This window comes from Candidatus Defluviilinea proxima (assembly GCA_016721115.1).
GTDB classification, from domain to species: domain Bacteria; phylum Chloroflexota; class Anaerolineae; order Anaerolineales; family Villigracilaceae; genus Defluviilinea; species Defluviilinea proxima.
Genome location: JADKIW010000001.1, coordinates 2,625,433 through 2,652,413 on the forward strand (window position 1 = coordinate 2,625,433; position 26,981 = coordinate 2,652,413).

At 48.1% G+C, this 26,981-nt stretch carries 26 protein-coding genes; 17 read left to right on the top strand and 9 right to left on the bottom strand.

The genetic code is table 11. From position 1 onward, the window contains the following. Positions 1-24 precede the first annotated feature (24 nt). The 10 genes from IPP66_12170 to IPP66_12215 all read left to right on the top strand — a co-directional run bounded on the left by IPP66_12170 (position 25) and on the right by IPP66_12215 (position 11,079). Positions 25-1,881, top strand: coding sequence for a polysaccharide biosynthesis tyrosine autokinase (locus tag IPP66_12170; protein MBK9926032.1), 1,857 nt, complete (start codon positions 25-27; stop codon positions 1,879-1,881). A gap of 11 nt (positions 1,882-1,892) precedes the next feature. Next, entirely contained in the window at positions 1,893-2,207 is a 315-nt protein-coding gene (locus tag IPP66_12175) for a hypothetical protein (GenBank protein MBK9926033.1), read from the top strand. Then, the gene (locus IPP66_12180) at positions 2,208-2,699 is read left to right on the top strand and encodes a hypothetical protein (GenBank protein ID MBK9926034.1); all 492 of its coding nucleotides are present in this window, start codon (positions 2,208-2,210) and stop codon (positions 2,697-2,699) included. A 206-nt stretch (positions 2,700-2,905) separates the two neighbouring features. Then, positions 2,906-4,684: a polysaccharide biosynthesis tyrosine autokinase gene (locus tag IPP66_12185; protein MBK9926035.1), complete on the top strand. Its 1,779-nt coding sequence runs from the start codon at positions 2,906-2,908 to the stop codon at positions 4,682-4,684. Between the two features lie 78 nt (positions 4,685-4,762). After that, complete coding sequence (locus IPP66_12190) at positions 4,763-5,947, top strand: YibE/F family protein (GenBank protein ID MBK9926036.1); 1,185 nt, start codon at positions 4,763-4,765, stop codon at positions 5,945-5,947. Between the two features lie 58 nt (positions 5,948-6,005). After that, positions 6,006-6,611: a sigma-70 family RNA polymerase sigma factor gene (locus IPP66_12195; GenBank protein MBK9926037.1), complete on the top strand. Its 606-nt coding sequence runs from the start codon at positions 6,006-6,008 to the stop codon at positions 6,609-6,611. Then, entirely contained in the window at positions 6,592-7,116 is a 525-nt protein-coding gene (locus IPP66_12200; GenBank protein MBK9926038.1) for a hypothetical protein, read from the top strand. Before IPP66_12195 ends, IPP66_12200 begins: the two co-directional genes overlap by 20 nt. A 3-nt stretch (positions 7,117-7,119) precedes the next feature. After that, entirely contained in the window at positions 7,120-8,190 is a 1,071-nt protein-coding gene (locus tag IPP66_12205; GenBank protein MBK9926039.1) for a polymer-forming cytoskeletal protein, read from the top strand. Positions 8,191-8,269: 79 nt separating this feature from the next. Beyond that, positions 8,270-9,385, top strand: a complete 1,116-nt coding sequence (locus IPP66_12210; GenBank protein MBK9926040.1) for a hypothetical protein — start codon at positions 8,270-8,272, stop codon at positions 9,383-9,385. Positions 9,386-9,531: 146 nt separating this feature from the next. Further along, positions 9,532-11,079: an SUMF1/EgtB/PvdO family nonheme iron enzyme gene (locus IPP66_12215; GenBank protein ID MBK9926041.1), complete on the top strand. Its 1,548-nt coding sequence runs from the start codon at positions 9,532-9,534 to the stop codon at positions 11,077-11,079. A gap of 111 nt (positions 11,080-11,190) precedes the next feature. Here the strand turns inward: IPP66_12215 and IPP66_12220 are convergent, their stop codons facing one another. Both IPP66_12220 and IPP66_12225 read right to left on the bottom strand, forming a co-directional pair. Further along, positions 11,191-12,102, bottom strand: a complete 912-nt coding sequence (locus IPP66_12220; protein ID MBK9926042.1) for a VWA domain-containing protein — start codon at positions 12,100-12,102, stop codon at positions 11,191-11,193. Positions 12,103-12,152: 50 nt separating this feature from the next. Further along, on the bottom strand, positions 12,153-13,253 hold the full coding sequence (locus IPP66_12225; protein MBK9926043.1) for an ATP-binding protein: 1,101 nt from the start codon (positions 13,251-13,253) through the stop codon (positions 12,153-12,155). Positions 13,254-13,489: 236 nt separating this feature from the next. On the opposite strand from IPP66_12225, the gene IPP66_12230 reads away from it, so the two are divergent. From IPP66_12230 to IPP66_12240, 3 genes are read left to right on the top strand one after another with little or no spacing between them, the layout of a single operon-like run. After that, positions 13,490-14,707, top strand: a complete 1,218-nt coding sequence (locus IPP66_12230; protein ID MBK9926044.1) for a S1 RNA-binding domain-containing protein — start codon at positions 13,490-13,492, stop codon at positions 14,705-14,707. A 48-nt stretch (positions 14,708-14,755) separates the two neighbouring features. Next, complete coding sequence (locus IPP66_12235; protein ID MBK9926045.1) at positions 14,756-15,847, top strand: membrane dipeptidase; 1,092 nt, start codon at positions 14,756-14,758, stop codon at positions 15,845-15,847. Further along, on the top strand, positions 15,844-16,302 hold the full coding sequence (locus IPP66_12240) for a hypothetical protein (GenBank protein MBK9926046.1): 459 nt from the start codon (positions 15,844-15,846) through the stop codon (positions 16,300-16,302). The genes IPP66_12235 and IPP66_12240 overlap by 4 nt, the downstream gene beginning before the upstream one ends. A 31-nt stretch (positions 16,303-16,333) precedes the next feature. Here IPP66_12240 and IPP66_12245 read toward each other — a convergent pair whose 3' ends face one another. The 7 genes from IPP66_12245 to IPP66_12275 all read right to left on the bottom strand — a co-directional run bounded on the left by IPP66_12245 (position 16,334) and on the right by IPP66_12275 (position 23,648). Further along, a complete protein-coding gene (locus IPP66_12245) occupies positions 16,334-16,708 on the bottom strand; it encodes a hypothetical protein (GenBank protein MBK9926047.1) in 375 nt (124 codons plus the stop codon). Positions 16,709-16,836: 128 nt separating this feature from the next. Then, complete coding sequence (locus IPP66_12250; protein ID MBK9926048.1) at positions 16,837-17,997, bottom strand: amidohydrolase; 1,161 nt, start codon at positions 17,995-17,997, stop codon at positions 16,837-16,839. Between the two features lie 162 nt (positions 17,998-18,159). Next, the gene (locus IPP66_12255) at positions 18,160-19,578 is read right to left on the bottom strand and encodes a trimethylamine methyltransferase family protein (protein ID MBK9926049.1); all 1,419 of its coding nucleotides are present in this window, start codon (positions 19,576-19,578) and stop codon (positions 18,160-18,162) included. A 10-nt stretch (positions 19,579-19,588) separates the two neighbouring features. Then, positions 19,589-21,502 carry a S9 family peptidase gene (locus tag IPP66_12260; protein MBK9926050.1) on the bottom strand — a complete coding sequence of 638 codons (1,914 nt, stop codon included), beginning with the start codon at positions 21,500-21,502 and terminating at the stop codon, positions 19,589-19,591. 6 nt (positions 21,503-21,508) lie between these two features. Beyond that, positions 21,509-22,159: a corrinoid protein gene (locus IPP66_12265; GenBank protein MBK9926051.1), complete on the bottom strand. Its 651-nt coding sequence runs from the start codon at positions 22,157-22,159 to the stop codon at positions 21,509-21,511. Between the two features lie 74 nt (positions 22,160-22,233). After that, positions 22,234-22,971 (bottom strand): GntR family transcriptional regulator, encoded by a 738-nt coding sequence (locus IPP66_12270; GenBank protein ID MBK9926052.1) that lies wholly within the window; start codon positions 22,969-22,971, stop codon positions 22,234-22,236. Positions 22,972-23,012: 41 nt separating this feature from the next. Beyond that, complete coding sequence (locus IPP66_12275) at positions 23,013-23,648, bottom strand: nicotinate-nucleotide adenylyltransferase (GenBank protein MBK9926053.1); 636 nt, start codon at positions 23,646-23,648, stop codon at positions 23,013-23,015. 267 nt (positions 23,649-23,915) lie between these two features. Between IPP66_12275 and IPP66_12280 the strand changes: the two genes are divergently transcribed. The 4 genes from IPP66_12280 to IPP66_12295 are packed head-to-tail and all read left to right on the top strand — an operon-like array spanning position 23,916 to position 26,959. Further along, positions 23,916-25,085 (top strand): FAD-binding oxidoreductase, encoded by a 1,170-nt coding sequence (locus IPP66_12280; GenBank protein MBK9926054.1) that lies wholly within the window; start codon positions 23,916-23,918, stop codon positions 25,083-25,085. Between the two features lie 14 nt (positions 25,086-25,099). Next, positions 25,100-25,696, top strand: coding sequence for an HNH endonuclease (locus IPP66_12285; GenBank protein ID MBK9926055.1), 597 nt, complete (start codon positions 25,100-25,102; stop codon positions 25,694-25,696). A gap of 7 nt (positions 25,697-25,703) precedes the next feature. After that, positions 25,704-26,126, top strand: coding sequence for a VOC family protein (locus tag IPP66_12290; protein ID MBK9926056.1), 423 nt, complete (start codon positions 25,704-25,706; stop codon positions 26,124-26,126). Between the two features lie 17 nt (positions 26,127-26,143). Beyond that, entirely contained in the window at positions 26,144-26,959 is an 816-nt protein-coding gene (locus IPP66_12295; protein ID MBK9926057.1) for a hypothetical protein, read from the top strand. Positions 26,960-26,981: the final 22 nt, after the last annotated feature.

Consider the following 26,981-nt stretch of genomic DNA (forward strand, 5'->3'; position numbering starts at 1 on the left):
TTAATTATACGTAGGAGTTTTTGGATGGAATTAAAAGAATATTTGCGTATTGTAAGACGGTGGTCTTGGTTATTTTTATTTGGTTTAATTCTTGGCGGGGTTGGAGGGTATTATTTTAGCCAATACCAAACACCGATCTATCAGGCTTCAACAAGAGCTATTGTTGTAAGCCCTCCTCAGTCTGGAGTTTCTGATTACACATACTTGAGCGATCAGCAATTAACCCAGACTTATATTCAATTACTTACTACCCAACCTGTTCTCAATGCGACTGCAACACAACTTGGTTATGAAGTTGAGCGTGACCAGATTACTGCTCAACAGATAAGAGACACGCAGATTATTCAAATAACTGTTGAAAATGAAGATCCTATTCGTGCCGCCGAAATTGCGAATGTTCTTGTGGAACAATTGATTAACCAGAATGAAAGCTTTCAGTCTGGTAGATTTTCTACTGCTGAAAATAATTTGCAAGAGCAAGTACGACAAATGGAAAGTCAAATTTCTGGCCTGCAGGGTGTTATTACTCAAATATCATCGCAGAATTTAAAGGATCAAATTGCCCAACTGGAGGCACAAATCAATCCCTTGCAAGAAGAAAAATCCAAACTTGAGCAGGAGATTGCATCTTTACCTACATCGAGAATTGAAAACAAGATACTAATTGCTGAAAAACAAGCACGTATTGACCAGATTTCCCCTCTCCTAAACTTGTATCAGGAAATTTATTCCAATTTAATTGTGTTGGGGCAACCTTCTGAAAAGAGCAATAGTCAGGACCTTCGCTTGGAACAGCTAAGGACTCAATTGAGTTTGTACCAACAGATTTATGTTAACCTTTTGAGCAGCCTTGAATCGATTCGCCTTGCCCGCTTGCAGAACACCCCCAATATTTCCCAGATTGAACCAGCCACTACTCCGACTTTGCCGATCCGGCCACGTCCCTTAATGAATACCGCGCTGGCCGCTGTAGTTGGATTGATGTTAGCGGCCATGGTTGTATTTCTGGTTGAGTATATGGACGATACTCTAAAAACGCCGGATGATGTTGAGAGATTCCTCGGCATTCCAGTTCTTGGGTTTGTGGCGGAAATGCAATATAAAGATAAAAGCGCTGAAGAGGTTTATGTCTCTCGTCAACCACGTTCCCCAGTTTCGGAAGCCTTCCGTTCACTTCGAACAAATTTAGAGTTTGCTTCTGTTGAACGTTCTATCCATACTTTGTTAATCACAAGTACGGCGCCTGCTGAAGGCAAAACAACCATTGCCGCTAATTTAGCCGCTATTATCAGTCAGGCAGGTAAACGCGTCACATTGTTGGATGCCGATATGCGTCGTCCACATGTACATAGTTTGTTGGGGCTACCTAATCGTGATGGTTTAAGTAACCTATTTCGTGGTCAGGTTTCCAGTGAAATGGTTGCGCACAAAATGGACAATATGCCTAACTTGATGATTGTTACTAGCGGTAGCCTTCCTCCGAACCCTGCTGAATTGTTGGGCTCGGAGAAAATGGTACATATTCTCCACGACTTACAAAGCGTAAATGATATGGTCGTTATTGACAGTCCGCCTTCGCTTGTTGCTGATGCACAAGTCCTGGCTGCCAAAGTGGATGCTGTTTTGTTCGTAATCCAACCAGGGGTAACCCATGTAGAAGCGGCACGTAGTTCACTTGAATCTTTTCGGAGAGCTGGTGCTCGCGTAGTAGGAGTTGTCTTAAATCGTATTCCGCGTAATCGTAGTGAATATTATGGTGGTTATAAATACTATTCACCATATGGTTTTGATAAAGGTTACTACTCTGAAGGTGATGGTCAACCAGAGTTTGCTAAATTTTCTAAAAGGGTGAAAGAATTGCCGCAATCTGGCCCACAGTAGAATCATCTCGTATGTCAAATTTTGAACATCAGCATGAAGATCGCTCAGCTAAGATAAATATATGTCCTTATCTTGGCTTGGAGGAAGATCGACAAACTTGCATGGCCTATCCTTCCGAGTGGAATGCATGTCACCGTGCTAAGCCGGTTGCTCTTGTTAAGGTTGAGCATCAACGTACAGCCTGCCTTTCACATGGGTATGAAAAATGCGTTGTGTTTCAATTAAAGGAAATACGTGCTTTACCTGTACAACTAACTGGGTACCGAAAGCCAAAAAAGAATAAACTCCGTCGCGTCGTTAACTTATCAATGAATAAAAGAGCCTGAATGCCATCTGTCCTGTTTGTTTGTACAGCCAATCGTTTTCGCTCACCAGTTGCTGCTGCATTATTCAAAAAAAAACTTGACGAGATGGGTGCTTCTGACGGTTGGCGTGTCTCTAGTGCTGGTACATGGACTGAAAATGAGTTGCCAGTAATTTCTAGCATATCTAGGATTACTCAAAAACTGGGTATTGACCTCTCGACACACCGTTCAGTTGGCGTCAACAAACAATTGCTTGCCGAGTATGATTTGACCCTAGTCATGGAAGCTGGCCAAAAAGAAGCCTTAGTAAGCGAGTTTCCTCATATTAAGCACCATGTGTTTTTATTATCGTACGTTGCAGAGAATCGTTTGTATGATATTCCTGATGTACTTGATTCTCGTCAGGAAGCTGAAAAGATTGTTTTGGAGATTAATTCACTTATTCAACGTGGTTATGATGCTATTTTTGCTCTTGCGACAAATTTGAGCCATATAAGGTATGTCGCAAGATAGCGCCTAAACAAGACAAATATCACGTTGTATACATCTTAAGTGCATTATATATTGTATAGGGACTTGAAGAGAAGAAATCGTTCTTAAAACCAAGTAACTATTTGATGCAATTTGCGTCATGCTTTGGTGTTTGCGCACAAAACTGAGAAATATCTTGTAATATCTCTATCCCAATTTGTTTTAAAAATAGTTTAGAATAACTCTATATGGAAATTAATTCTTATATTCGACCTCTTATACGATGGTGGCGCCTTGTAGTTGTTGTAACTATGTTGGCAGTGATTTCAAGTGCTGTTTCGACTTTGTTTCAGCCTGCCCTATATGAATCACGGACAACATTGGTTATAGGTACGACAATTTTGGATCCGAACCCAGATTCTGGGCAAATTTACATCGCCCAACAACTAGCTGGGATTTATGCTGATATGGCGAGGCGTGAGCCGATCCAACAGGCTACAATGAATGCATTGGGTATTACATGGTTGCCTCAATATCAGTCCAAGGTAGTGCCTAATACGCAGATGGTGGAAATCTCTGTTTCTGATACGAATCCACAGCGTGCACAAATTATTGCAAATGAATTGGCACGTCAATTGATGGAACAAAGCCCGGCGATTGGTGGGACTGAGACAGGTGTTCGACAAGAATTTATTCGACAGCAATTATCCAGTCTCCAGCTTCAAATCCAAGATGTCGAGAAGAATATTGAAGATTTGCAAAGCAGCTTGGTTGGATTGAATAGCGCTAGTCAAACATCCAATATTCAAAGTCAGATTGATGAACAGACGCGTAAGCTCAATAGCTTACGTGAAAGTTATGCCAGTTTTCTTTCCAATTCTCAAAAAGGCGCTCTTAACATTTTATCTGTTGTAGAGCCTGCAAACCTCCCAACGAAATCAGTAGGTACAAATAAACTCATTATCATTGCTTTGGCCGGTTTAGTAGGCTTTAGTTTGGGGGCGGGTGCAGCCTATTTGCTTGAATTCCTTGATCGAACGGTCAAAACCACGACAGATGTTGAACGCTTGTTTGGTTTGCCCGTAATTGGGTATATTTCTGAGATTCAAGAAAATAGCAATAATGGTACGTATGTAGCGGAAAACCCAAATTCCATTATTGCTGAAAATTTCCGCTTGCTTCGTTCTAACATTGAGTTTTTTCAAATTAGTAATCCGATCAGAACGATTCTGGTCACGAGCCCAAATCAAGGGAATGGAAAAACTACAGTTGCTACAAACCTGGCATTGTCCATTTCGCAAGGGGAACAGGACGTAGTGCTGGTGGATGCGGATTTAAGAAGGCCCGCTGTTCATAAAGTTCTTGACATGTCTAAAGAACCAGGCCTTTCGGATGTGATTCGAAATAAGGCCAGAGTTGATAATGTCGTGCGAAAGTGGATGGATGATGGGCTGAAGGTGATTTCTGCGGGTGATATTCCATCAAATATTACTGAAGTCGTTGGTTCCAAGCGAATCGCTTCTATTTTGGGTGAACTCAGGGATATGTACGAATTAGTCATCGTCGATGCTCCTCCGTTGATCATTGCTGACTCGTATAACCTAGCATCCAAAGTAGATGGCGTTATTTTAGTCATGGAGCCTGGTCAGACAACCGAAGATCAGGCAAAGACAATCAAAGAGCAATTGGACCGCTCCAATGCGCATTTATTGGGAATTGTTTTTAACAAGATATCTGAACAGAGTGCACACAGTTATTACGATTACCAGTATCGTTCCTTATATTCGCCGCGATATTATGGTGACTATATTTCGAAAGCCGATAAGGAGCCAAACACTGGCTCACGCTCTAAAAAGATTATGGCGTTTTTTGAGCACGGGAATGTTCCACCTGAGGTGGAAGATGGGATTCAAAGCGCCATCACAGCGATTCGAACTCAGCCGCGCGATATGGTGAGCCGCATCAAGAAAAATCGTAAAAATGGCAAAGCCAGTAAAAGCGATGATACTACCGAAAATAGTGAATAGACGGATTTTTCATAAATCTAAAACGGGCACACAAACGCGTGCCCGTTTTTTGTTATGTGGTCGGTGTATACTTTGGGTATGAAAATACGACATATCGTTTTATCTATTCTGTTGTTAGGGCTAATCCTCTTCTTGTTCGTCCAGCCAGTGGATCTACCTGATGCGGCCATGTCTGCTTTTGGCTCGGAGACGGTTCGGGCACAGGTGACGAAGATCATTGAAGATGGGCAAATTGATCTTGGCGGAGTGACACAGCGGTATCAGGTAGCTCGCGTGGAATTGCTGGACGGCAAATATCAGGGCCTTCCCATGGAGATGGATTACGGCCGTCGACAGGTGTTATCAAACACTGTTTATCTTGAAGAGGGAGATAAAATTCTGGTCACGGTTGGGTCGCGCCCGGATGGAGTACTGGTCGTATACTTTGTTGACTTTATGCGTGCCAGCCCGTTGCTGTGGTTGACTGCAATATTTGCAGGGGCGATTCTTCTTATAAGTCGTTGGAAGGGACTCCGCTCACTTTTGAGCATGGCCTTCAGCCTGATGGTTATTATCAACTATATTATTCCTCATATCTTGACTGGCGGGGATCCATTACGTGTCAGTATTATCGGTTCAGTCATTTTGCTTGGGGTGACTCTTTATCTAACCTATGGTTGGAACCTCAAGACACATGCCGCTGTGATCAGTATGGTTTTGGTATTGCTTATTACTGGGGTATTGGCTGGCCTGTTTGTGGCTATTACGCGGTTAACGGGTGCTGGCGATGAAAACGCGCTGTTTCTCATACAAATGCTCCATACTGAGATCAACTTACGTGGACTTTTGCTCGGTGGCATGATTATTGGTGCACTGGGCGTGTTGGACGACCTGGTGACAACACAGGCATCAGCCGTATTTGAGCTTCACCATGCCAACCCCACACTGGGCTTCCGGGCGCTTTTCCAGTCTGCGATGCGGATTGGTCAGGATCACGTGGCGGCGACGGTCAATACGCTAGTTTTGGCCTATGCAGGGGCATCCCTACCGATGTTGTTGATGTTTACGCTAGGGCGGGGCGATTTGGGGTATTTGGTCAATTTTGAGTTCGTAGCGGAGGAAATCGTTCGAACGCTGGTCGGTTCGTTGGGATTGATCAGCGCGGTGCCGCTCACAACGGCGATCGCCACCCTGTTCGTTCTCAGGGCTGATTCGCTTGGGGCGTGGGAGCAGGTTCTCGGTCCGATGGGAAGCGGGGATGGGGGGCATGGACATGCCCATTAAGTGCAACTTTTCTACGTCTGCTCCGTAGGTATGTATAGAAAGTCCAAGAGGAGAGCAAGTGACTGACGAAAAGACCTGGGTTTTCCAGGCACAACAAGGCAGTGACGAGGCGTTTACTCAACTCGTTGAAACCTATCAAAAACCTGTATATAACCTGTGTTATCGCATGTTGGGCGAGCCAGGCGCGGCGGAAGATGCCTCGCAAGAGACCTTCCTGCGCGCCTATCAGAACCTACATCGTTATGATGCTTCGCGAGCATTCGGCACGTGGATTCTCTCCATCGCCGCGCACTATTGCATTGATCAGTTGCGGAAGAAGAAGTTTACGATGTTTTCAATGGACGCTGAAAACGACGATGGCGCGACATTTGAGATCCCAGACGCCTCAGCCCCGGACCCCGAAGCTGAATCTGTCAAAAAGGAACAACGTGAACGCCTACACCTTTTGCTCAAACATCTTGATCCGACCGATAGGGCCGCAGTAATCATGCGTTATTGGTACGATTTTTCTGAAGTTGAAATTGCAAAATCCTTGAAGCTTACAGTTAGCGCGGTGAAAAGCCGTCTGCACCGTTCAAGACGTGTGTTGGCGGGTATGTGGCAGGAAGATTCTGCACCCAGCGCACGCCCCGAAAGGAGACCCTATGAATCACCAGCCTTTTGAAGAATGGTTGTTGAATGAGATACCTGTTACCCCTGAGCAAAAGCGCGAGCTTGACCTGCATGTGCGCTCCTGCTCATATTGTGCCGCACTTGTTGAAACGGGAATTGCCCTGCATTCGACAAAAATGGTTGCACCTGCCAGCGGTTTCACGGCACGCTTCCAGACTCGTTTGATCGAGCGGAAGCTGGCCGACCGCCGACGTAAGTTCTGGGGCGCCCTTGTGTTTCTATTGGGCGGTTTGAGTTTTCTGGCGTGGATCTTGGCACCTTCGGTGGCTTCTTTCTTTGCCTCACCGGCGGCATGGATTACCGCTCTCGTGGAATGGGGTGTATTTGTCCTTACCACGTTGAATGCGATGTTCCAGGCTGGATCTGTTGTGGTAAAGATCGCCCCGGGTTTTCTTTCCCCTTTCATGTGGATGATCCTGATTTCGGCGTTTGCCGGCATCAGTCTTCTGTGGTCAGTATCAATCTGGCGGTTTGTTCGTAAGCCGCAAGGAGTATAGTGTATGAAAAATAAATTTAGATATGTGTCTTTCTTGTTACTATTGGTTTTGTTGCTTGTGCCTGCCAGTTCGGTACATGCACAGGGAAGTGGCCCCGGTGATGGAAGTGGACGTGTCATCTTTGGGTCTAACTTTACTCTCAAGAGTGGAGATACCTTCGAAGGAGATTTGGTTCTCTTTGGTGGCAATGTAACGATTGAAGAAGATGCAACATTGAAAGGCAATCTGGTTGTCATTGGCGGACAAGTGGAAAGCAATGGTTTACTTGACGGCGACCTTGTCGTTGTGGGTGGACAGGTTAGCCTTGAGAAAACCGCTGTTGTTGAAGGGGATGTGGTTACTGTAGGTGGACAGTTACAACAGGAAGATGGCGCCGAGATCAATGGCGAAGTTGTAAATAATGTCGCTCCTGAGATCGATATTCCCAACGGACGTGTGCCACCTGTAGTCCCTGGCGTCCCATCAGTGCCTGATGTTCCGTCAGCGCCCAATATCAACATTGATTTCAACCCGTTCCTTTCGGCAGGTGGAATTTTCTTTCGCGCAGTGGTTGTTGCCATGTTGGCCATGCTGATCGTTGTATTTCTGCAACCGCAAATGGAGCAGGTCAGCGATGCAATCGTTAGTCAGCCCTTGATGTCTGGTGTATTTGGTTTAGCCGCAACTGTGGGCGGACCAATTGTCATTCTAGTGGCCTCTCTAATTATGATCGTCACGCTTATTCTTATCCCTGTGGCGGTTGTAGTCTTGTTCTTGGGCTCATTACTTCTGGCTCTGGCTTGGTTATTCGGCGTAATTGCTCTCGGTTATGAAGTGGGTGAACGCTTTACTCGTTCACTCAATCAGACTTGGGCGCCAGTGCTCACAGCCGGGTTTGGGACCTTCCTGGTCATGCTTGTTGGCGGTGCGGTTGGTGCGATCCCTTGTATCGGGTGGGTCGTCCCGACATTGATCGGCCTGGTGGCTGTTGGTGCTGTAGCGATCACACGCTTCGGCGTCCGCCCTGTGCCAGTATCTGTAGCGAATGTATATACCCCGCCTGTAGACCAAAGTCAGATCCCGCCCACCTCGTAACAGCCAAAATACCCGCGTGATATAATTTTGCCCGCTCCGAAGCAAGAACTCGGAGCGGGTTCTGTTTTACGGAGGTAGTATGGCTTTGAAAGAAATATCAATCCCCAACACGAAGATACACAAATCACCGCCGCCACTGATCGAAGTATCAGGCACTCATCGCGAAATGGGACAGCAGATCGGTGAGGCGCGACGTGAGCAGGTACAACATAGCGTGGAGAATGCACGTAACCTTATCGAACTGGCTTACGATACACTTGAGTTGACTTGGGACGGCGCACAGATCCAATCGCGCAAGTACCTGCCCTTTGCCGAAGAGCGATATTCACAGTATGTAGAAGAGTGGCGTGGTATTGCAGAGGGTGCCAATGTCCCTTTTTCTGAACTTGTAACGCTTAACGTCATGGAAGCTGTCACAGTGGATGCCCTGCATCTCACGCGCTGTACCAGCTTTGCCGTTAATGAAGAGCGAACCGCTGATGGTCACATCCTTCTTGCGCACAACGAGGATTGGGTCCCAGAGGATGAAGATGATGTGTATGTGGTCAGTGCCAAGCCAGACAAGGAACCCCCGTATCTTGCCATGACGTACGGCGGTCTCCTGCCAAATGTTGGATTCAACGCATATGGTATTGCCCAACTCATTGACTCGGTCTACCCCAACGATTCGCGTATCGGCATTCCGCGTCTGATCGTCGCGAGGGCAGTTTTGGCCTCCCGTCGCCTTTCCGGCGCCCTCGGACGGACTCTCATCAAGCATCGCGCGGCAGGCTACAACCATTTGCTCGCACACGAAAGCGGGGAGTTGTACTCGGTGGAAGTCTCAGCGCGCAAATTTGAAATCCTGCACGGCACGGACGGATATATGGTGCACACCAATCATTATCTTTCCCACACAATGAAGGCTATTGAGCACGAACCCGAAGAGTTGCTTTCTTCCCGTGTGCGTTACTTCAGGGCAAATCGCCTGTTACGACAAAGCTCTGAACATACGATCAAATCCTTGCAAGGCATTCAAAAAGACCACGTCAACCTGCCAAACTCGATCTGCAACCACAATATCGAAGGTATTGACCCGCTTGACCGCGAAAGCACCATCTGCGCCCTCGTCATTGACCTGACCGCCCGCGAGATGCACATCGCCTGGGGCAATCCCTGCCAGAATGCATATCATACGTATCATTTGAGTGAGTAGTTGAAAACGAGGAAATTGATTTGGAATCAGACGGCTTGCCGTCTGATTTTGCTTCAATGCAGTTTTTGTCTTATAATGCAGACTTGATGGGAATGATATGACCTCAAAAGGTTAGACACTACAGATAGCGAGACGGGAAATAAGTTATGAATGCTACAGCACGAGCCCTTAAAGTTTTTCTCTGTAATGCAGACCAAGATCAAAAAGCGGTACTAGACCTTTATCGACGCTTGAAAAACGATGGGGTAGAAGCTTGGTTACCAGAAGAGGATCTCGTGCCTGGCCTGAATCGTGAGCATGGTATTCGTATGGCTGTGCATGAAGCTGACGTAGTGGCAGTATGCCTTTCTAATCACTTCAACCAAGAAGGTGATCAACAAAGAGAGGTACGGATTGCTTTCGAAGCAGCTAAAGGGAAACCAGATGATCAGATTTTTATCGTTCCTGTTCGTTTGGAAAAATGCGGAGTTTCTGAAAGTTTAAGGCAATGGCAACATGTGGATTTATTTGAAACGGGTGGCTATGAAAAACTTATGCGTGCTCTACATCAGCGTGCACATGGTATCGGTATTACTACGTTGCAATTCAAGAAAGACCAATTGCCGGGTGTCGAAAAAAATAAAAATAGGGAACCTAAGTCTGTTCCTACAAAAAAACAATCTGGTAATAAGCCGTCACTCCCGTTAGACGTTGGTACGTCCCAACCTGTTTCGAAATCTGGATTAAATACTACCATTGCTGTAGCATTGATTGGCCTTGTGGGAACGATCATTGCGGCTTTGTTGACATCCCCTATCATTGAGAAATTATTTTCGCCTTCATCACCTACCCCTGTCATTATGGCGTCTATGTCTCCAGAACCAATCGTTACTCTGGCACCCGGAGATGCTCTATTGTCTCCTGTTCCGGCTGATACTCTGATGCTATTAACACCTTCAGTACCTTTGATTGGAAGGGATGGAATGCGTTTGATTGAGATTCCCGCTGGGGATTTCGCTATGGGTAGCAAAGGGAATGAACCCGATGAAAGGCCAGTACATACGGTTTACTTGGGTACTTTTTTTATTGACCAGACAGAGATCACAAATGCCATGTATGCTTTGTGTGTGGACAGTGGAAAGTGTAGCGCTCCAAAACTAAACACATCGATCACCCAGAATGAGAGTAATAACAATTCCTATTATGGAAACCCAAAATTTGATAATTACCCAGTAATTTACGTTTCATGGATTGATGCTAAAACATATTGTAAGTGGACAGGGCGTCGTTTGCCAACAGAAGCCGAGTGGGAGAAGGCAGCAAGTTGGGACGATGGGAAAAAAGTAAAGCGGTTATATCCTTGGGGAAGCGGAATTGATTGTTCATACGCGAACTATTATGGAGATGGGGACAATTTGTGTACTGGTGATACCACACCTGTTGGAAGTTATCCTGTTGGGGCCAGTTTCTACGGCGTTTTGGATATGGCGGGTAATGTTTGGGAATGGGTTGCAGACCGATATGACCATGAATATTATCAAGACCCTGATTCTGATAACCCACTAAGTGTTTCGGGTAATAATATTGTTGTCCGGGGAGGTTCATTCCTCACGGGGCGAGCAGTAGGTATACGATCATCAGATCGTCATTCATTGCCTCCTGATAACACTAGCTATAGTTTAGGTTTCCGCTGTGCCACGGATGTGACGCCGTAAAAAAAACCAAAAGATCGCAAAGTATCGATTTTTCTTACTTTTTTTATTGGTTTCGCTTACCTTTTAGAGCTTCGAGATTTCTTCGCAAGAATCTCGAAGCTCTTATTTATCCTATTTCTTCATTGGCCTGGCCATCTCATCCTTCACCGTGTGATACAAACTTTCTGCTTTCAACTCACTCAACGCATAGCATGGCGCTTTGAGATGATTTGCCAGTTGTTGCGCGAGACCTTGATCGAAGGCGGCGTGTTCCATGTTAATGACCACACACTTTACTTTCTCGTGAGCGATCAATTCCGCGAAGCGATAGGATTCTTCCTGTGGGGGCAAAGCTCCAATGGACACATTTCCTGCGCCATCGGTTAATACGATCAAGAGTGGTTCTACATCGGGGTGATGTAATTTTTCCTGTCGCAAAACATCTGAAGCGAGGAATAAGCCCGCCGAAAGCGGCGTTTTCCCACCGACGGGGATATCCATCAATGCGCGTTGCGCGAGTTGTACAGAGTTCGTGGGGGGTAATACGAGAGTCGCACGGTCTTTTTGGAAGACGATCAAGCCTACACGGTCACGGCGCTGATACGCATCTGTGAGCAATGAAAGGATCGCTCCCTTCGTTGCGTTCATACGCTCCGCAACAGCCATCGACCATGAAGCATCCACCAAGAACAAAACGAGATTTGCCACACGCTTCACGCGGATCTTGCGTTGCAAGTCCGATGACTCGATGGCAAATGCCAGTCGTTTGCGCTTTTCAACACGTTGTTTCTGGAAGGGTGCCGCGGCGCGGATCGTGGCATCGAAAGCGATGTCATCTTTCTTGTCGCCTGCAGGCCGCGCCTTGATATAGCGCCCGTGTTTGCGTTCAGTCTTGGTGAGCGAACGTCGACCCGCGTGTTTACGCGCGAGCTTATCGAGAGGCGTGTTCAATTTACGGGGTTGAAACTTCTCTCCCGCTTTGACCTTCTGTCCGCCTTCCCACCAATTCGCAGATGTATCCGCAAACACATCCTGCGGCTGCATGGGCTCCGGCTTGCCCTCCTGCGGACCTTCCTCGCGTTCATCCTCGAGTTTTAAGTTTTTTTTTCTTCGGATTTGCCTTCTTGGGATTCGGACTCTTCCGCTTCCGCTTCGCTCGGGACCGATTGGCCTGCCAACTGCTCAATGCGCTCTTGCAACTGCTCGGTCGTCATCTCAGCCTGCTGGAAGGGAGTCCGTTTGATACGGTGGGGAAGTGCCAACTCGGCCGCAAGAGCGATATCGTGATCGTTGATCTTGGTACGGCCTTCGAATGCGGCTTGCGCACGAGCAGCTTTGAGGATCACTAGATCCGCACGGTGACCGTCCACATTTAGAGACGCAGTCAACGCGGCGATGGAAAGCAGATCGCGACTGGTGTGAGTCACTTGCCCCACGAGTTCGCGTCCACGTTCGATCTGGTGCGAGAGTTCTTCTTCTTTGGGCATCCATTCCTTGCGGAAGGCCTCTGCATCTTGTTCGTAAGCAAGGTTGCGCTGCATGATCATCACGCGCTCGCGTGCTTCGCGAATGCCTACAATGTCCACGGAGAGGGCGAAACGATCAAGCAACTGAGGGCGCAACTCTCCTTCTTCAGGATTCATCGTCCCCACAAGAATGAAGCGCGCAGGATGGGTGAAGGAAATGCCTTCGCGTTCGACGTTGTTTACGCCCATCGCAGCAGAGTCCAGGAGAACATCCACTACATGATCGTCAAGCAGGTTCACTTCATCGATATAGAGAAGTCCACGATTGGCGCCTGCGAGAATGCCGGGTTCAAAATGGCGTTCACCTTTTTGAATGGCCTGCTCGATATCAAGTGTACCGACCACGCGGTCTTCTGTGGCGGAGACAGGTAAGTTTACGAATGATGTAGTGCGAACGTGAGTTGGAATTTTTTTGTTATCGGAAAAACGTTCCTTACATTCGGTGCACCATGTGTTGGGTTTATTGGGATCACAACCGAAGCGGCAATCGTCCACAACATTGACTTTGGGTAACAATGCGGCAAGTGCGCGCGATGCAGTGGATTTGGCAGTACCGCGTTCGCCGCGGATCAACACACCGCCGATACGTGTATCAACGGCATTCAACACAAGAGCGCGTTTCATGCGCTCCTGACCTACGATGGCTGTAAAGGGAAAAATGGATGGCATGTTTATATCAACTCCGTGCCGAGATTATAACGCGTGAATCAATATATTGATTAAATTAATATATTGATTGAGTGATGTTGCGTGTTTTTAAATTTAAGCTAAAGTTGTAATGCTTTGATTGTCAGGGTTGCAAACTTCACCATTCAACTGTATAATCCCCCTTACATTTTTCTTAATTGGAGTCTCAAGTGACAGATCAAAATAATGCCCTGCCCGCTCAGGGGAGCGATGCCAATATGCAGGGAGAACAATCCAGTAATAACAATCTAACGATGGAGTCCTTGCTCAATGAGCAGGAACTTAATATTGATTTGCCTCAGAAAGATGAGATCCGCAAGGGGACCATTGCCAGCATTGGTTCATCGCAGATACTCATCAGTATCGGCGCAAAATCAGAAGGGGTGGTTTCTGGCCGCGAGCTGGAGCAGTTGGATGCAGACGAACGCGCCGCGCTACAGGTCGGACAGGAAGTTTATGTATTTGTCATCAGCCCTGAAGATGCCAATGGGAATGTCGTTCTTTCCCTTAAGCGTGCGCAGGAGCAAATCTCTTGGGATAATGTCGATAAACTGCTCGAAGACAGCGGTGCTATCGATAGCAAGATCATCGGTTTCAACAAGGGGGGCTTAATCGCCTCTGTTGAAGGCCTGCGTGGTTTCATCCCCTCATCTCAAATTAGCGCCATGCGTCGCACTCAATCCACTGGCGAAACACCCGAACAACGCTGGCAGAAGATGGTGGGACAACCCATCACCGTTCGCGTGATCGAAGTGGACCGCGAACGCCGCCGCCTCATTCTCTCTGAAAAAGCCGCCAGCAGTGAAACACGCCAATCCATCAAGGAACGCGTGCTAGATGAACTGCAAGAAGGCGAAGTCTACACCGGTCGCGTTACTAGTATTGCCAACTTTGGCGCGTTCATCAACGTCAACGGTGCTGATGGCCTCGTTCACCTCTCTGAAATTTCGTGGGATCATATCGAACACCCGCGCGAAGCTCTTGAAGTGGGGCAGGAAGTCAAAGTCAAGGTCATCAATGTTGACCGTGAGAAGAAGCGCATCGGCCTTTCCATCCGCGTCTTGTTGGATGATCCCTGGAAGGCTCGTCTTGAAAAGTACAGCATCGGCCAATTGGTCGAGGGTGTCATCACCCGTTTGACCAAGTTCGGCGCCTTTGCCCGCCTTGAAGGTGATATTGAAGGTCTCATTCACATTTCCGAAATTTCGGAAAACCGCATTGAACATCCCAAGGAAGTTCTCAAAGAAGGGGATGTCAAGAGCTTGCGCGTCATCCGCATTGATCCTGAACAGCACCGCATTGGTTTGAGCCTCCGCAAAGTGGACTCAGCCGCCTTCGCTGATAAAGACTTCAAAATGATGACCGCCGATTTCACTTCGTTCGACCAAGCCGACGAAGAACAAAGCAGTGGGGATACTCCGAATACGGAAGCCTAACATAAAATAAATAACGTCCCGCCGCAAGCGGGACGTTATTTCATGCTTATGTTGATCATCGACTCCCATCAAGACCTCGCTTGGAATATCCTTGCTTATGGCCGTGATTACACACGTTCGATAACAGAAACGCGTCAGCTTGAGGTTGGCACCACTATCCCAGAGCGCAACGGTGATAGCCTCGTTGGCTGGCCTGAATATCAACGTGGGAAAGTTGCTGTTGTTTTTTCGACGCTCTATGCAACACCCTATAGAAAGTGCGAAGCGGGGGATACTATTTTTTATAAGGATTCGGAATCTGCGCACCGTATCTATCGTCAACAAATTGACGTCTACCGCAAACTGACCGATTCTCATCCCGATAAATTTCGCCTCATTTCTTCAACCCCAGAGCTGGATTCTGTTATCAAAGATTGGTCCACCCCCAAAGTGGACTCAGCCACGCATCCCGTTGGTTTGATCTATCTCATGGAAGGTGCGGACGGCATACGCTCACCACGTGAACTTTCTGAATGGTGGGATTTGGGTCTGCGTATGATCGGACTTGCTTGGGCTGGTACTCGTTACTGCGGCGGGACCGGTGAACCTGGTCCGCTTACGGACGAAGGCCGCCAATTGATCTCTGCCATGGCCGATTACAACTTTATCCTTGACCTCAGCCACATGGATCAAGCCGCCGTTTACGAATCTTTGGATAGGTATGAAGGGCCCATCATGGCCTCTCATGCCAATTGTGCGGCGCTCATGCGTGGGTCCGAAACGAACCGCCATTTGTCAGACGATGTCATTCGTGGCATCATCGAGCGCGAGGGTGTGATCGGTGTCATCCCGTTCAATACATTCCTAAAAGTGGGATGGTTACGAAACAAAGGCAGTCGCCGCGAAGAAGTCCCGTTGAATACTTTGATCGCGCACATTGACCATATCTGCCAACTGGCAGGGAACTCGAACCATGCCGCCATCGGCTCAGACTTTGATGGAGGCTTCGGTCTGCAATCTATTCCGCTTGAGTTGGATTCCATCGCTGACTTGCAAATGATCGCGACCCGATTAATGGAACGCGGGTATACTGAAACTGACGCCGCTAATATTTTAGGTGGGAATTGGTTGAGATTTCTCAGAAAGAATTTACCCTCATGAATAATAGTACACCCGCATTTCGTATTTCCTATTATCGTATTCGCTTTAGCTTGATCTCTGTCATCTTTGGTTTTTTTGTGTTTTCGGTTGGAGCAAAACCCAATTGGTACGGTTGGGATCGAAGCCCGGTGGTCGGGTTCATTCAGATCGCTGTGTTCCTGATCGGGTTGGCGATGATCTGTATTGGTGGTTACGTTGGATTGGTTGCGTTATGGGGAAAGGAACCGCGCAGTATTATTGCCGATATTGGTATGCGGTTGGTGGGCACGGGGTATGTTGTTTCGGTCTTCACGGGCATGGCGGATATTTTCGGAATGGGCACACAACCTTTACCCATGGTCCCGTATTTTGGTCCGTGGCAGTCAGGCGGCGTGTTGATCGGCCAGATCGTGACCGCCATCGGTTTTCTGATGATGATCCCCTATCATCAGTTTTTTAGAAGGCCAGCGCTATAGGATTGTTAATCCCGCTTACAAGCGGGATTTTTTATGTCGTTTTTGGTTTTACTGATGGGATAAATAACCTGATCAAAAATGTATTGATCTGTAAAAGCTTGTTCCCGATCTTCAACGCGATTTTCTTCAACCAAACAAGGATAAACGGTTTGCGAATCAACACAAGTGCCGCGGTGAACGCAACAAGAAAAACCGCGAGTGCTATGACGCTAAGCATCGCTAGAAAAGCAGCGAATAGAAGATACATGGGCCAGAAGGGAGCCATGAAGATGGCGGCAGGATGAAAATCCCGTTTTGCTGGGTCGCCAGTTGCCTGTTTTGAGTTGACGTAATACGCAAATCCCGAAAACGCCCAAAACAGCAGTGAGATCAAAGCATAGCCTTCCAAACATAGAACAATGTTCATTGTATACCCCAAATGTTTTTTCCCTGCCCTAGTTATAGCAATTATTAATCGCATGAGCAAGTAACAAACATCCCATGCCTTTTGTGACATGGGATGTTTGTTTTAGTGTGACTTAAAATTGTTGCGGGTTAGCTTTTGCCAAGGAACCGTTTGGCTGTCTCTACGAGCATTGCTGTGCCAACTGGCAAAGCGCGTTCGTCAATATCGAATTTGGGGTGATGGAGTTGATATTCTTCATGTCCTTTTTTCTGCGTGCCAAGCGTGAACATGGCACCGGGAGCATGGCTCATGAATTCGCCAAAATCCTCCGCCCCGAGAGTTTTCCCGATCTCGTGAACGTTATCCGTGCCAAGAATATCCTTGCCGGTTTCTTCTATCAGGTCCGATACCATCTTGTCGTTGATCATGGGCGGACCACCGTATTCAAAGTTGAGTTCATAACCGCCACCCATGGTCTTTGCGATGCTGAATGCACGGTGCATTTCCTCGCGGACTTGTTTCTGCACATCCAAATTGGTGAAGCGCATCGTGCCTGTGATCTTTACCATGTCGGGAATCACATTTTCTGTAAAGCCACCGTTGATCGTGCCAATGCTGACGGCAGTCGGTTGAAATGGGTCGATCCGCCGAGAGACGATGCCGTTCAAGCCAAAGATAACATGTGCTAATAAATGGAACGGGTCAATTGTCAGATCGGGATGCGCACCGTGTCCGCCCTTGCCTGTAATCGTCGCAAACCAAGTGTCCACACCGCCTGAAGAAGGGCCAGCATTAATACCGATCGTACCGACAGGTTGTGCCGGGTCAACATGCTGTGCAATGACGTAATTCACGCCATCCATCGCGCCTTCTGCGGCCATGCGTTGCGCGCCGCTTTTACCTTCCTCGTCGGTGGTCTCTTCACAGGGTTGGAACAAAAAACGCACGCGCCCGGGTAATTTCTCTTTTGATAACAATAAAGCCGCGCCGAGCGCCATGGCGGTATGGGCATCGTGTCCACAGGCATGCATGGCTCCGGGCGTTTGCGAAATGTAGTCGTATGCATTCTGTTCAAGGATGGGGAGCGCATCCATATCTGCGCGGATGGCGACCACCTTGCCGCCTTCGCCGATCTCAGCGACAACCCCGGTCTTCCCAACCCCGCGCCTGACTCTGTATCCCATTTTCTCTAACTCATCTGCGACAATTTTCGAAGTACGATGCAGGTCAAAGCCAATCTCTGGGTGCATGTGAAAGTCGCGCCGCCATTCGATCAGTTCTTCTGAAATCGCATGTGATTGCTTGAGCATACTAATTCCATTTCTGCTGGTTGAGTAGCCCTGAGCGGTTGTTGCGAAGGGCATATCGAAACCAGCAATTTGATAAATACTTATAATCTCTTGTTTACTTGTACTTTGTGGTTTCGATACGTTCTTCGCTATCGTTCGGAACTACTCAACCACCAGACTGTATTATTTCTTCCTCATGGTTTCTACTTCAGCCGCCACGAGAATTCTGTCCAATTCCTTTTCTTGCTGATCATCCAACGGAGGGACAGTGTGTTCACGTAATATTCGTTCAGCTTCGTCAATGGCGTAATCTGCCATTTGTTTGCGCTCGAGTTTTTCCTCCCACGTATCCCATGAATTGCGTTCGGCAAATTTGGTGAGCGCCAGTTCACCTCCGCGTAGATGTTTCATCGTGTGTTTCTGGCCGAGGAAGTTGCGCGTCCCATTCATCACATTCAGGATGATATCCACGGCCAGATGTTCTGCATCGGCAGACAAGCCTTTGCGCAGACGCTTGACGCTTCCTACAAGTTCGTTATCCAGAACCATTTGAGCAAAGGAGCCCATCACACCTGCTTCCATTTCGCCGATGCCAGAGAGCTCGTCTGCGCCAGCCAGAGCAGGGATCGCGGCGTTGAGTCCGCGTTCAAAGGCATCTTGCGCGTCGAGCGTATGGGCATTCGTTGAAAACCCATACACATTGACGCTGAACCCGTAATAATGTCCGAGTTGAACCGTGGCGGCGGAAGATAGGCCCAATTCCACGCCACCCCAGATCAATCCTGTACGCGGTTCCAGCATCCCGAGTCGTCCACAATAGATAAATCCACAGCCGGGGTTGATGATCTGTGCCAGCACCAACGGTGCAAGGGACTCGGCGCTTTGTTGCACGATACTGCCTGTGATGGTCATGGGTGATGTGGCGCCGCCCGTGGGGCAGGGCAGGTTGGCGTGGACCACGCCATGCTTGGCCATTTCCATGATCGCTTCGGCGGCTATGTCGTGCATGGTAAGCGGACTGACCGGTGAAAGTGACAAGGTCAACTCATGTGCAGGCGTACCGACCACTGCCGCCATTTCCACCGCATATCGGACCTCGTGTCCAAATTGGATGCCGGGACCTTGCACGGGTTTGGTTGTGTGAGAGAGCGCACTACGATACATGTGTAGCGACAGCATCTCATTTGAAACATCAGGCGGAGTAAAGAAAGGCGTGACTGTGTTGCAGTTATCGAGCGCATCAAGCAGACGAACAGCATCTTTTGCATCTTGCGTGGTGGCGACATGACGTGTGCCTGTTCTGGCATCGAACACGTCGCGCGCGCCACCGAGATTATGGAAATATAAATTTCCATCGCCCAATGTATTTACCTGTCCGTTGCGCCCGCGAATGACGGGACGTTTGTTTGCCTTGCTGATACTTTCCATCACGAGTTCAGGTGGGAAGTAAACGCGATTATCTTTTACAGTGCATCCTGCATTTTGCAAGATCTCAAGGCTGGGTTTGTGAGTCCAGAACACACCTGCTTCCTGCAACACACGCAGTGTGGCCTCGTGCATTGCCTGTATATCTTCATCGGATAAAAACTTTAATGCGGGCATACGGCTCCTTTTAATTATCTTCCAATGCTTTCACTAAAAACTCGACTCGCTTTGTTTCAGCATCCAATATATTTTCGATCTTCAAAAATGCATGACCTTCATCTTCATACAAGAGAAAGTCAACCGTTTTTCCGAGTTCCAGAAGTTTATCACGGGTATCAATTGAATCGCTCGCTGGGCAACGTGGGTCATTGCCTCCACAGATCATTTGCACAGGAGCCTGAATCTTATCTAAAAAGAAATAAGGTGAGGCGTTGTACCAACGCTCATAATTCTCTTTGGGGTCGCCCATATTTTCAATGTTCCAATGTTGCAGATCTTCGCGTGCATCATTATGTGATTTGAGCCAATTGGTAAACGGCACGATCGCCGAGCCCGCGCACCACAACTCAGGAAACTGCGTTAAACATGTCATTGTCAAATAGCCGCCGTGGCTTCGGCCTGTCACTGCAACCTTATTCGCAATCCCTTCATGCAAAAGATACTGCGCGCCTGCCACTACATCACGTGTATCCACGCCACCCATATCGAACTGTGCGGCATATTGCCACTTGCGCCCATATCCGGTCGAGCCGCGATAATTCGGGCACAACACCACAACCCCTCGGCTTGCCAAATGTGCCATGATCGGATTCCACTCCGCCGAGTAATGCCAATTCGGTCCGCCATGGATCATTACCACTGCAGGCGCGGGCACTTGTTGTGAACTAAACAATAGCGCAGGGATTTGTGCGCCGTCCATGCCTGCGTATTGGATTTCCTCGGGCATGACAAACTCAGCCTTTGATAACTCTTCTGGCAACGAATGTGTTAATTGGATAGCCTCACCTGACTCAACATCGATCATCCAAAGATCAGGTGGCTGGCTGGGACTACTAAACATTGTCACTATCCGCTTCATATCGGACGTGAACCTGATTCCGTTATGGATGCCTTTTCCAACCCGATACTTTTCTTGTCCTTCCGTGCTGACATTGTGCCCGAAGGGTAGCGGAGCGAAGCGCAGTCGAAGCACATTGTTATCCGTAGGGCCTACTTCAATCCAATTCACCGCGCCTTTGCTTTGCGTGTAGGCAATTTGGTGAGTGGATGTATCCGTTGAATTATCTAATACAAATGTTGCAGACTGCGAATCCCCTTCGCTTTGCGTGACCCACACAACCTCTTTTGTTTTTAGATCATACATCCCGATATCAAACCAGTCATGAGCATCAGAGTGAAAGGCGAGTTTGCTTCCATTGGGTGACCATTCGGGTTCGTGTGCATTCAACGGGATTTGAGTAACTTCTTTCGTTTCTACATCAACAATGAATATCCCGTAATCCTGTCCATGCATTTCGCATGAGACAGCGAGATGTTTTCCATCCGGTGACCATTCCACCTGCCAGGCAGGGTGACCGGTGTCCAGCACCAGTTGCGGCTCGCCGCCAATTGATGAAATGATGTATGCGCTGAAATGTCCCTGCTCATCGCTGAGAAACGCAAGTTGACTTCCATCCGGTGACCAACAGAAGTTCGGTTGCAAAGCATAATTGATGTTTGGTGTTAGATCAGTGTGCGTATTAGTAGATGGGTCAAAGACAACAAGATGATAACTTTCACTGCCGTCTACATCCAGAACATAAGCAAGTTGTGAGCCATTGGGGGAGTAGCGTGGATTAAATTTTCCGCCAGAACTAGATGTAATTTGCCTAATGTTTTCCTCGCCCCACGTTTCGGCTGCGCTTTTTGCTGTGAATGTTTCCGTCCTGAGCGGTGTTTGCTCAGCCCGCAGTCGAAGTATGCTCCGCTCAGCGAGGAGTAATTCGTAAATCTGCCATTCGCCGGTCTTGTTCCATGCGAAAGCGAGTTTAGAGTCGTCGGGAGAAATGTCAAAATGGGAATCGACGTATGGAACGCGTAGGAGTTGGTTGAGGTTGAGCAAAGAGGGTCACTCCTTTCCAACCAACCTCTTAGCCAATTGCACAGCGCCAATAGCATCTTCTGATGTGCCATTTGCATTGATCTTTGTCGCCCAATCTTTCGTGATCGGTGCGCCACCTACCATCACTTGAATGCGCGGACGCAAGCCTTCCTTATCCAACTCTTCGATCAACTCACGTTGCCGCACCATTGTTGTTGTGAGAAGTGCGCTCAAGCCGATCAGATTGGCATCAATTTCGAGTGCCTTGCCGATGATCTTCTCAGCGGATTGATCTACACCCAGATCAACGACCTCAAAGCCCGAAGCGGTGAGCATGGTGCCAACGAGAGTCTTTCCGATCTCGTGAATATCTCCTTCGACGGTTGCGAGCACGACGCGTCCCATCATCTCGCGCGCTTCGCCGAGTTTCAATAACTCAGGTTCCAGCACTGCCACTGCCGCTTTCATCGCTTCGCCTGCCATCACCAGCTCAGGTAGAAAGGCTTCGCCTTTGCCGAACAGGTCGCCAATATAGTTCACACCTTGCACGAATCCTTTTGTGATGGCGTCCAAAGGTGGCATGCCCACCTCAATGGATTTTTGTGCCAGCTCGATTGCAATTTCTTTTTCGCCTTCGATGATGCTTTGTGCCATTTGCTTATAAAGTTCTTCAAACATAATTTCTCCTAATATGAAATCAGCCAGCTGGCTGGCGGGATTATGGGAGCAAACTCCCTGATACCATCTTTAATTTATAGACCCAAATGCTTTGTCTTTTCGTCCAATAACGTTTGCGGAACCCCCAAATATGATACAAGCTGATTGCCAATTTCGCGAATATGTTCCACGGCGCGTTGCTCGGCCAGATCTGGGTTACGCGCCTCGATCGCCTCGGCAATGGCAAGATGTTCTCGATATTCCTCTTTGACGCTTTCCTCCAGCGCCTCAGGGTATTCGAACATCGCCTGATACAACATCCAATCGGGGAAAGAGTTTGCGGCCATTTTATACGCGCGCATGAGCGCGGAGTTTTTTGATGCATCCGCAATCGTGAAGTGGAAGTCCACGCTGAGCTTGTGGGAAGCAGACATCTGATCCAATCGAATCAACTTTTTGGATTGGCTGACGATCCGCTTCAATGCCTCGACGTGTGCCTGCTCCCGGTTAAGAGCCGCTGCCCGGTTGACAGCTTTTTCCAGCAATAAACGTGTGGCGTAGGATTCTGCGATCTCTTCTTGTGATGGCTGTGGCACGCGCACCCCGCGATACGGCACACGCTCCGCAAGACCAGCGGCATCGAGCAAGTCCAATGCCTCTCGGACGGGAGTCATGCTAACGCCAAGTTGTGACGCGATGTCTTCCTGTCTCAGCCAGACGCCGGGCTTGTACTGACCAGAGATGATCTTCTCGAGCAAGGCATCAAAAATATCCTCTTTGAGAGGCCTCTTTGTGTTGAGTTCAATTTCTTCTTTGAGTGGGGAGTTGGTCATCAGCACCTCTATGGACTGATGACATTATAAATTGTATATAATCATTTGGGCAGGTTGAGGAGGGATGTATCTGCCTGATAAAGCTGATGTTCCTCAATGTATTCATACACCGCTGGATGTAGATAATAGCGGAATGGTTTGCCGTCCGCAATGCGACTCCGTATTTCACGCGAGGCGATCTCGAGAAGCGGCGCATCCACATAATGGACCTTGGAACTGATGCCCGGTAATTGCTGTTCCAACGCTTCGAGATTTTCCTGTTCGCCTGGGCGGTGCATTACGCCCACCCAGTGACAGGCTTGCAGAAGTTCTTTCGGTCGATTCCACTTGGGCAGGTCTCGCAACGAGTCGCCGCCGATGATGGGCGTAATATCTGAATCGGGATATTGATCTGCGACCAATTGGATCGTATCCAGTGTGTAATGCGGACCGGGTCGATCCAACTCGACGTGTGACAGCTCGAAAGTGGGGTTATCTTGAATGGCGAGTTCAACCATCGCAAGGCGATGCTCAACGGATGTGATGAGTTGATCCTGTTTATGCGGAGGGTTGGGGGTGAGAATCCACAAGAGACGGTCGAGGTCGAGTTGGGAGAATGCTTCAGAAGCGAGGATCAAGTGACCGAGATGCGGCGGGTCGAATGTGCCGCCAAAGAGACCGATCTGTTCACGGGACATGTTGGAAGTATAACTTATGTCTCGCTCCCTGCGCCGTCCTCGGCACAGGGCTTGCTCGCAAATCGCCGCCGGGGACGGCGGCTTGAGCTTATTATTTTCATTTCATTCCACTTCTCTAACGCTCAGCCCTACTCAACCACCGAAATACTTTTGAATCCTGCTACAATTCCGCCAACCATAGCGAAATTCCACAAAAAATCAACAAACTCCATCCTTGGTTTTCCCTTTGTGCTCTTCGTGCCTTTTGTGGTTAAAAAGGAAATTATTATGACTCAAACTTACGATGCCATCGTCATCGGTGCAGGTGTGATGGGCGCTAGTACCGCCTTTCACCTCGCCGAGCGTGGACTCAAAGTCGCCATCCTCGAACGCAAGGTCACTGCGTCTGGCGCAACTGGCTATTCCAGCGGACTTGTCCGTATGCACTATGATCTCAAGGTTGAATGTGAGCTGGCGTTTATCAGCTATAAAAACTACTATTCCAATTGGAAGGAGCGGGTTGGCGGGGATTGCGGTTTCATCAACACAGGCTTTTTGCAAATTTCCAAGCGCGAACATGAAGCGCAATTGCGTGGTAATGTCATTAATCAGCGGAGTATTGGCATCAATACGTCGGTTGTATCTGCCGATGATGTGAAGAAGCTCTTCCCTGATCTGGTCACCGAGCATTTTGACTTTACCGCCTATGAGCCTGATTCAGGCTATGGTGATGCGACTCTCACGACCAACTCGTTCATCGATGCCGCCAAACGCAACGGCGCAACGTTGATCCAGAATTGTGAAGTGACTGCCATCCACGTATCAGGCGGACGGGTAACAGGCGTCAGCACCACCAAAGGTGAATTTGCGGCGCCGACAGTTGTCAATGCGGCGGGACCGTGGGCGAAGCATGTCGCAAAACTCGCTGATGTTGAAATCCCGCTTGAGACGTGGACGCACGATGTGGCGTTTCTCCATCGCCCAGCATCCCTTGGTAAGATCCCTACAGTGATCGACGATACTATCAATTGTTACTTTCGCCCTGAGGGTGGTGCGCTGATTCTTGCCGCAGGTGAAGATGAATCGATGCGCGGTGAAGGGCCCGATGCCGAAGACCAGACACCAACGCCTACTTTTCTTGACAAGCTCGTCGATGCCATGCTTCAACGCATTCCGAAACTTGAAGAGAGCGGTTTACACTCCATCCATGTGGGGCGCGATGGTATTACGCCAGACCAGCGCGCCATCTATAGCGGCACGGACTTGGGTGGTTTCTACCTTGCCTGTGGCTTGAGCGGCACGGGATTCAAAACGTCGCCTGCGGCGGGTGCAAGTATGGCAGAGTTGATTTTGGATGGAACACCAAAGACGGTGGATATCACGCCGTTTCGATTCAGTCGCTTCGCGGAGGGGAAGTTGTTGGAAGGCGAATATGGGTATGGGAATATTTGGAAATAGAAAAAGAAAGGCCTATGAAGATGAGAGAAAGAGCAGATATCATTAAAGACATATGTGAGTATATAAATCAAGACGAAGATACAAAAGCCATTAACATACTTTTATCAGAATACAAATTCATACCTATGGGTGAGAATAAATCAAGGAACTACAACCATTTCGAAAAGCTTCAAGTTTTTCTTCGCGATGGATTCACAGATAGGTATTCTGGAGCTAAATTATTTTTTCCACCTGTATTGAAGATATTATCAACCAAACTACCTCAGGATTTTCCTTACCAAAAGAATTGGAGATTAGATAAGTGTCATATTGCATATTGGGAATTGATTCCAACAATTGATCATATTATCCCTGTGTCTAGGGGTGGAAAAGATGAATTTGATAATTGGATTTGTACATCACAACTCAGAAATAGCATCAAAAGCAACTGGTTGCTAGAGGAATTGGGATGGAAATTACACGGTCCACGTGATCTCAAGGTATGGGACGGAATGCTTAACTGGTTTATCGAACAAGTAAACAAAAACAACAAGTATTTAGACGACACCTATATAAAGCCATGGTACAAAGCAATAGCAAAAGCAAATTTGATTCTAGATGCAGGCGTATAATTTCAATATGAAACAGTCAATCATCCATATTGCGTTGGTCGTCAGGGACTATGACGAAGCGATCTCTTTTTATACAGAGAAACTGCATTTTACATTGGTTGAAGATACATATCAGCCAGAACAGGATAAGCGCTGGGTGGTGGTCGCGCCTCCCAATGCCAATGGCACTACCCTTCTTTTGGCGAAAGCATCGAAGCCCGAGCAGGAACCTTTCATTGGCAATCAAACAGGCGGCAGGGTTTTCCTCTTTCTGAGCACTGATGATTTCTGGCGTGATTACAACGAGATGGTTTCCAAAGGCATCAAATTCATCCGACCACCTAAAGAAGCCCCATATGGAATAGTCGCTGTTTTTGAAGACCTATATGGCAATCTGTGGGATCTACTGCAACTCAACGCCGATCATCCCCTATACAAGTACAACTCCTGAATTCAAAAAACACATCCATGTTGGCTTCTCATCCCTCCGCCGCTCTTGAATATTGGTTCTTCAAAGTCAACGCAGGTCCAGTTGCCTTGATCGTGGATTGGATCGAGCGTCGCAAGAACAATGAGCATGTGTTGCGTGTCAGTGTCCATTCGCCATATAAGCGCGAAGTCATCTTTGAGAAACTGGATTCCCTTATGCCCAAGGATATCTTCATGACCGCCGAGCGGACAGTTGGACATGCGGGAGAAGTTTCGTGGGATTTGACGATCGTCCCGAACGGCGATTGGGTCGAGCCAGATATCTTCCCTGCCCGGTTGTTGAAGATGCCCGACTTGTTATCCTTCGGTGCGCCTCTTGTGACATTCAGTGGTTGGATCCGCCACGGCTCGCATCAAACCACTCTGGGCCGTGTGCCTGGTTCCATCACCCAATATTGGGGACGTCAACTGGCAGTGGAGTGGTGGTGGGTATCGGCCCATCAGTTTGACCGTGAGGGAATCGTGGTTGAAGGCACCATTCTTCGATCCAGGCTATGGGGCACGTCCATGCAGATGCCGCTCGCGTTTCTTTATCTGCGTCAGCAGGATAAAAAGGAATTGATTATTGCACCCGCCAGCCTTGCCCAAGTCCGTGGCACGCCTGAGAACTTTCAAGTGGAGTTTCAACGATTGGGCAAAGAGAAGGTCACTTTGATTTGCAAGGGACGCGAATATGGCGACTTCGGAGATAACATCATTAATACACTAACTGGTGATATGGAACTTCGTGAAGGGGAGCGTTTGATCGCGCGTGCATTAGGCACGGCTGGGCTTGAGCGCCATTATCCAAGTTGATGCCCGAAAATGATACATTTGG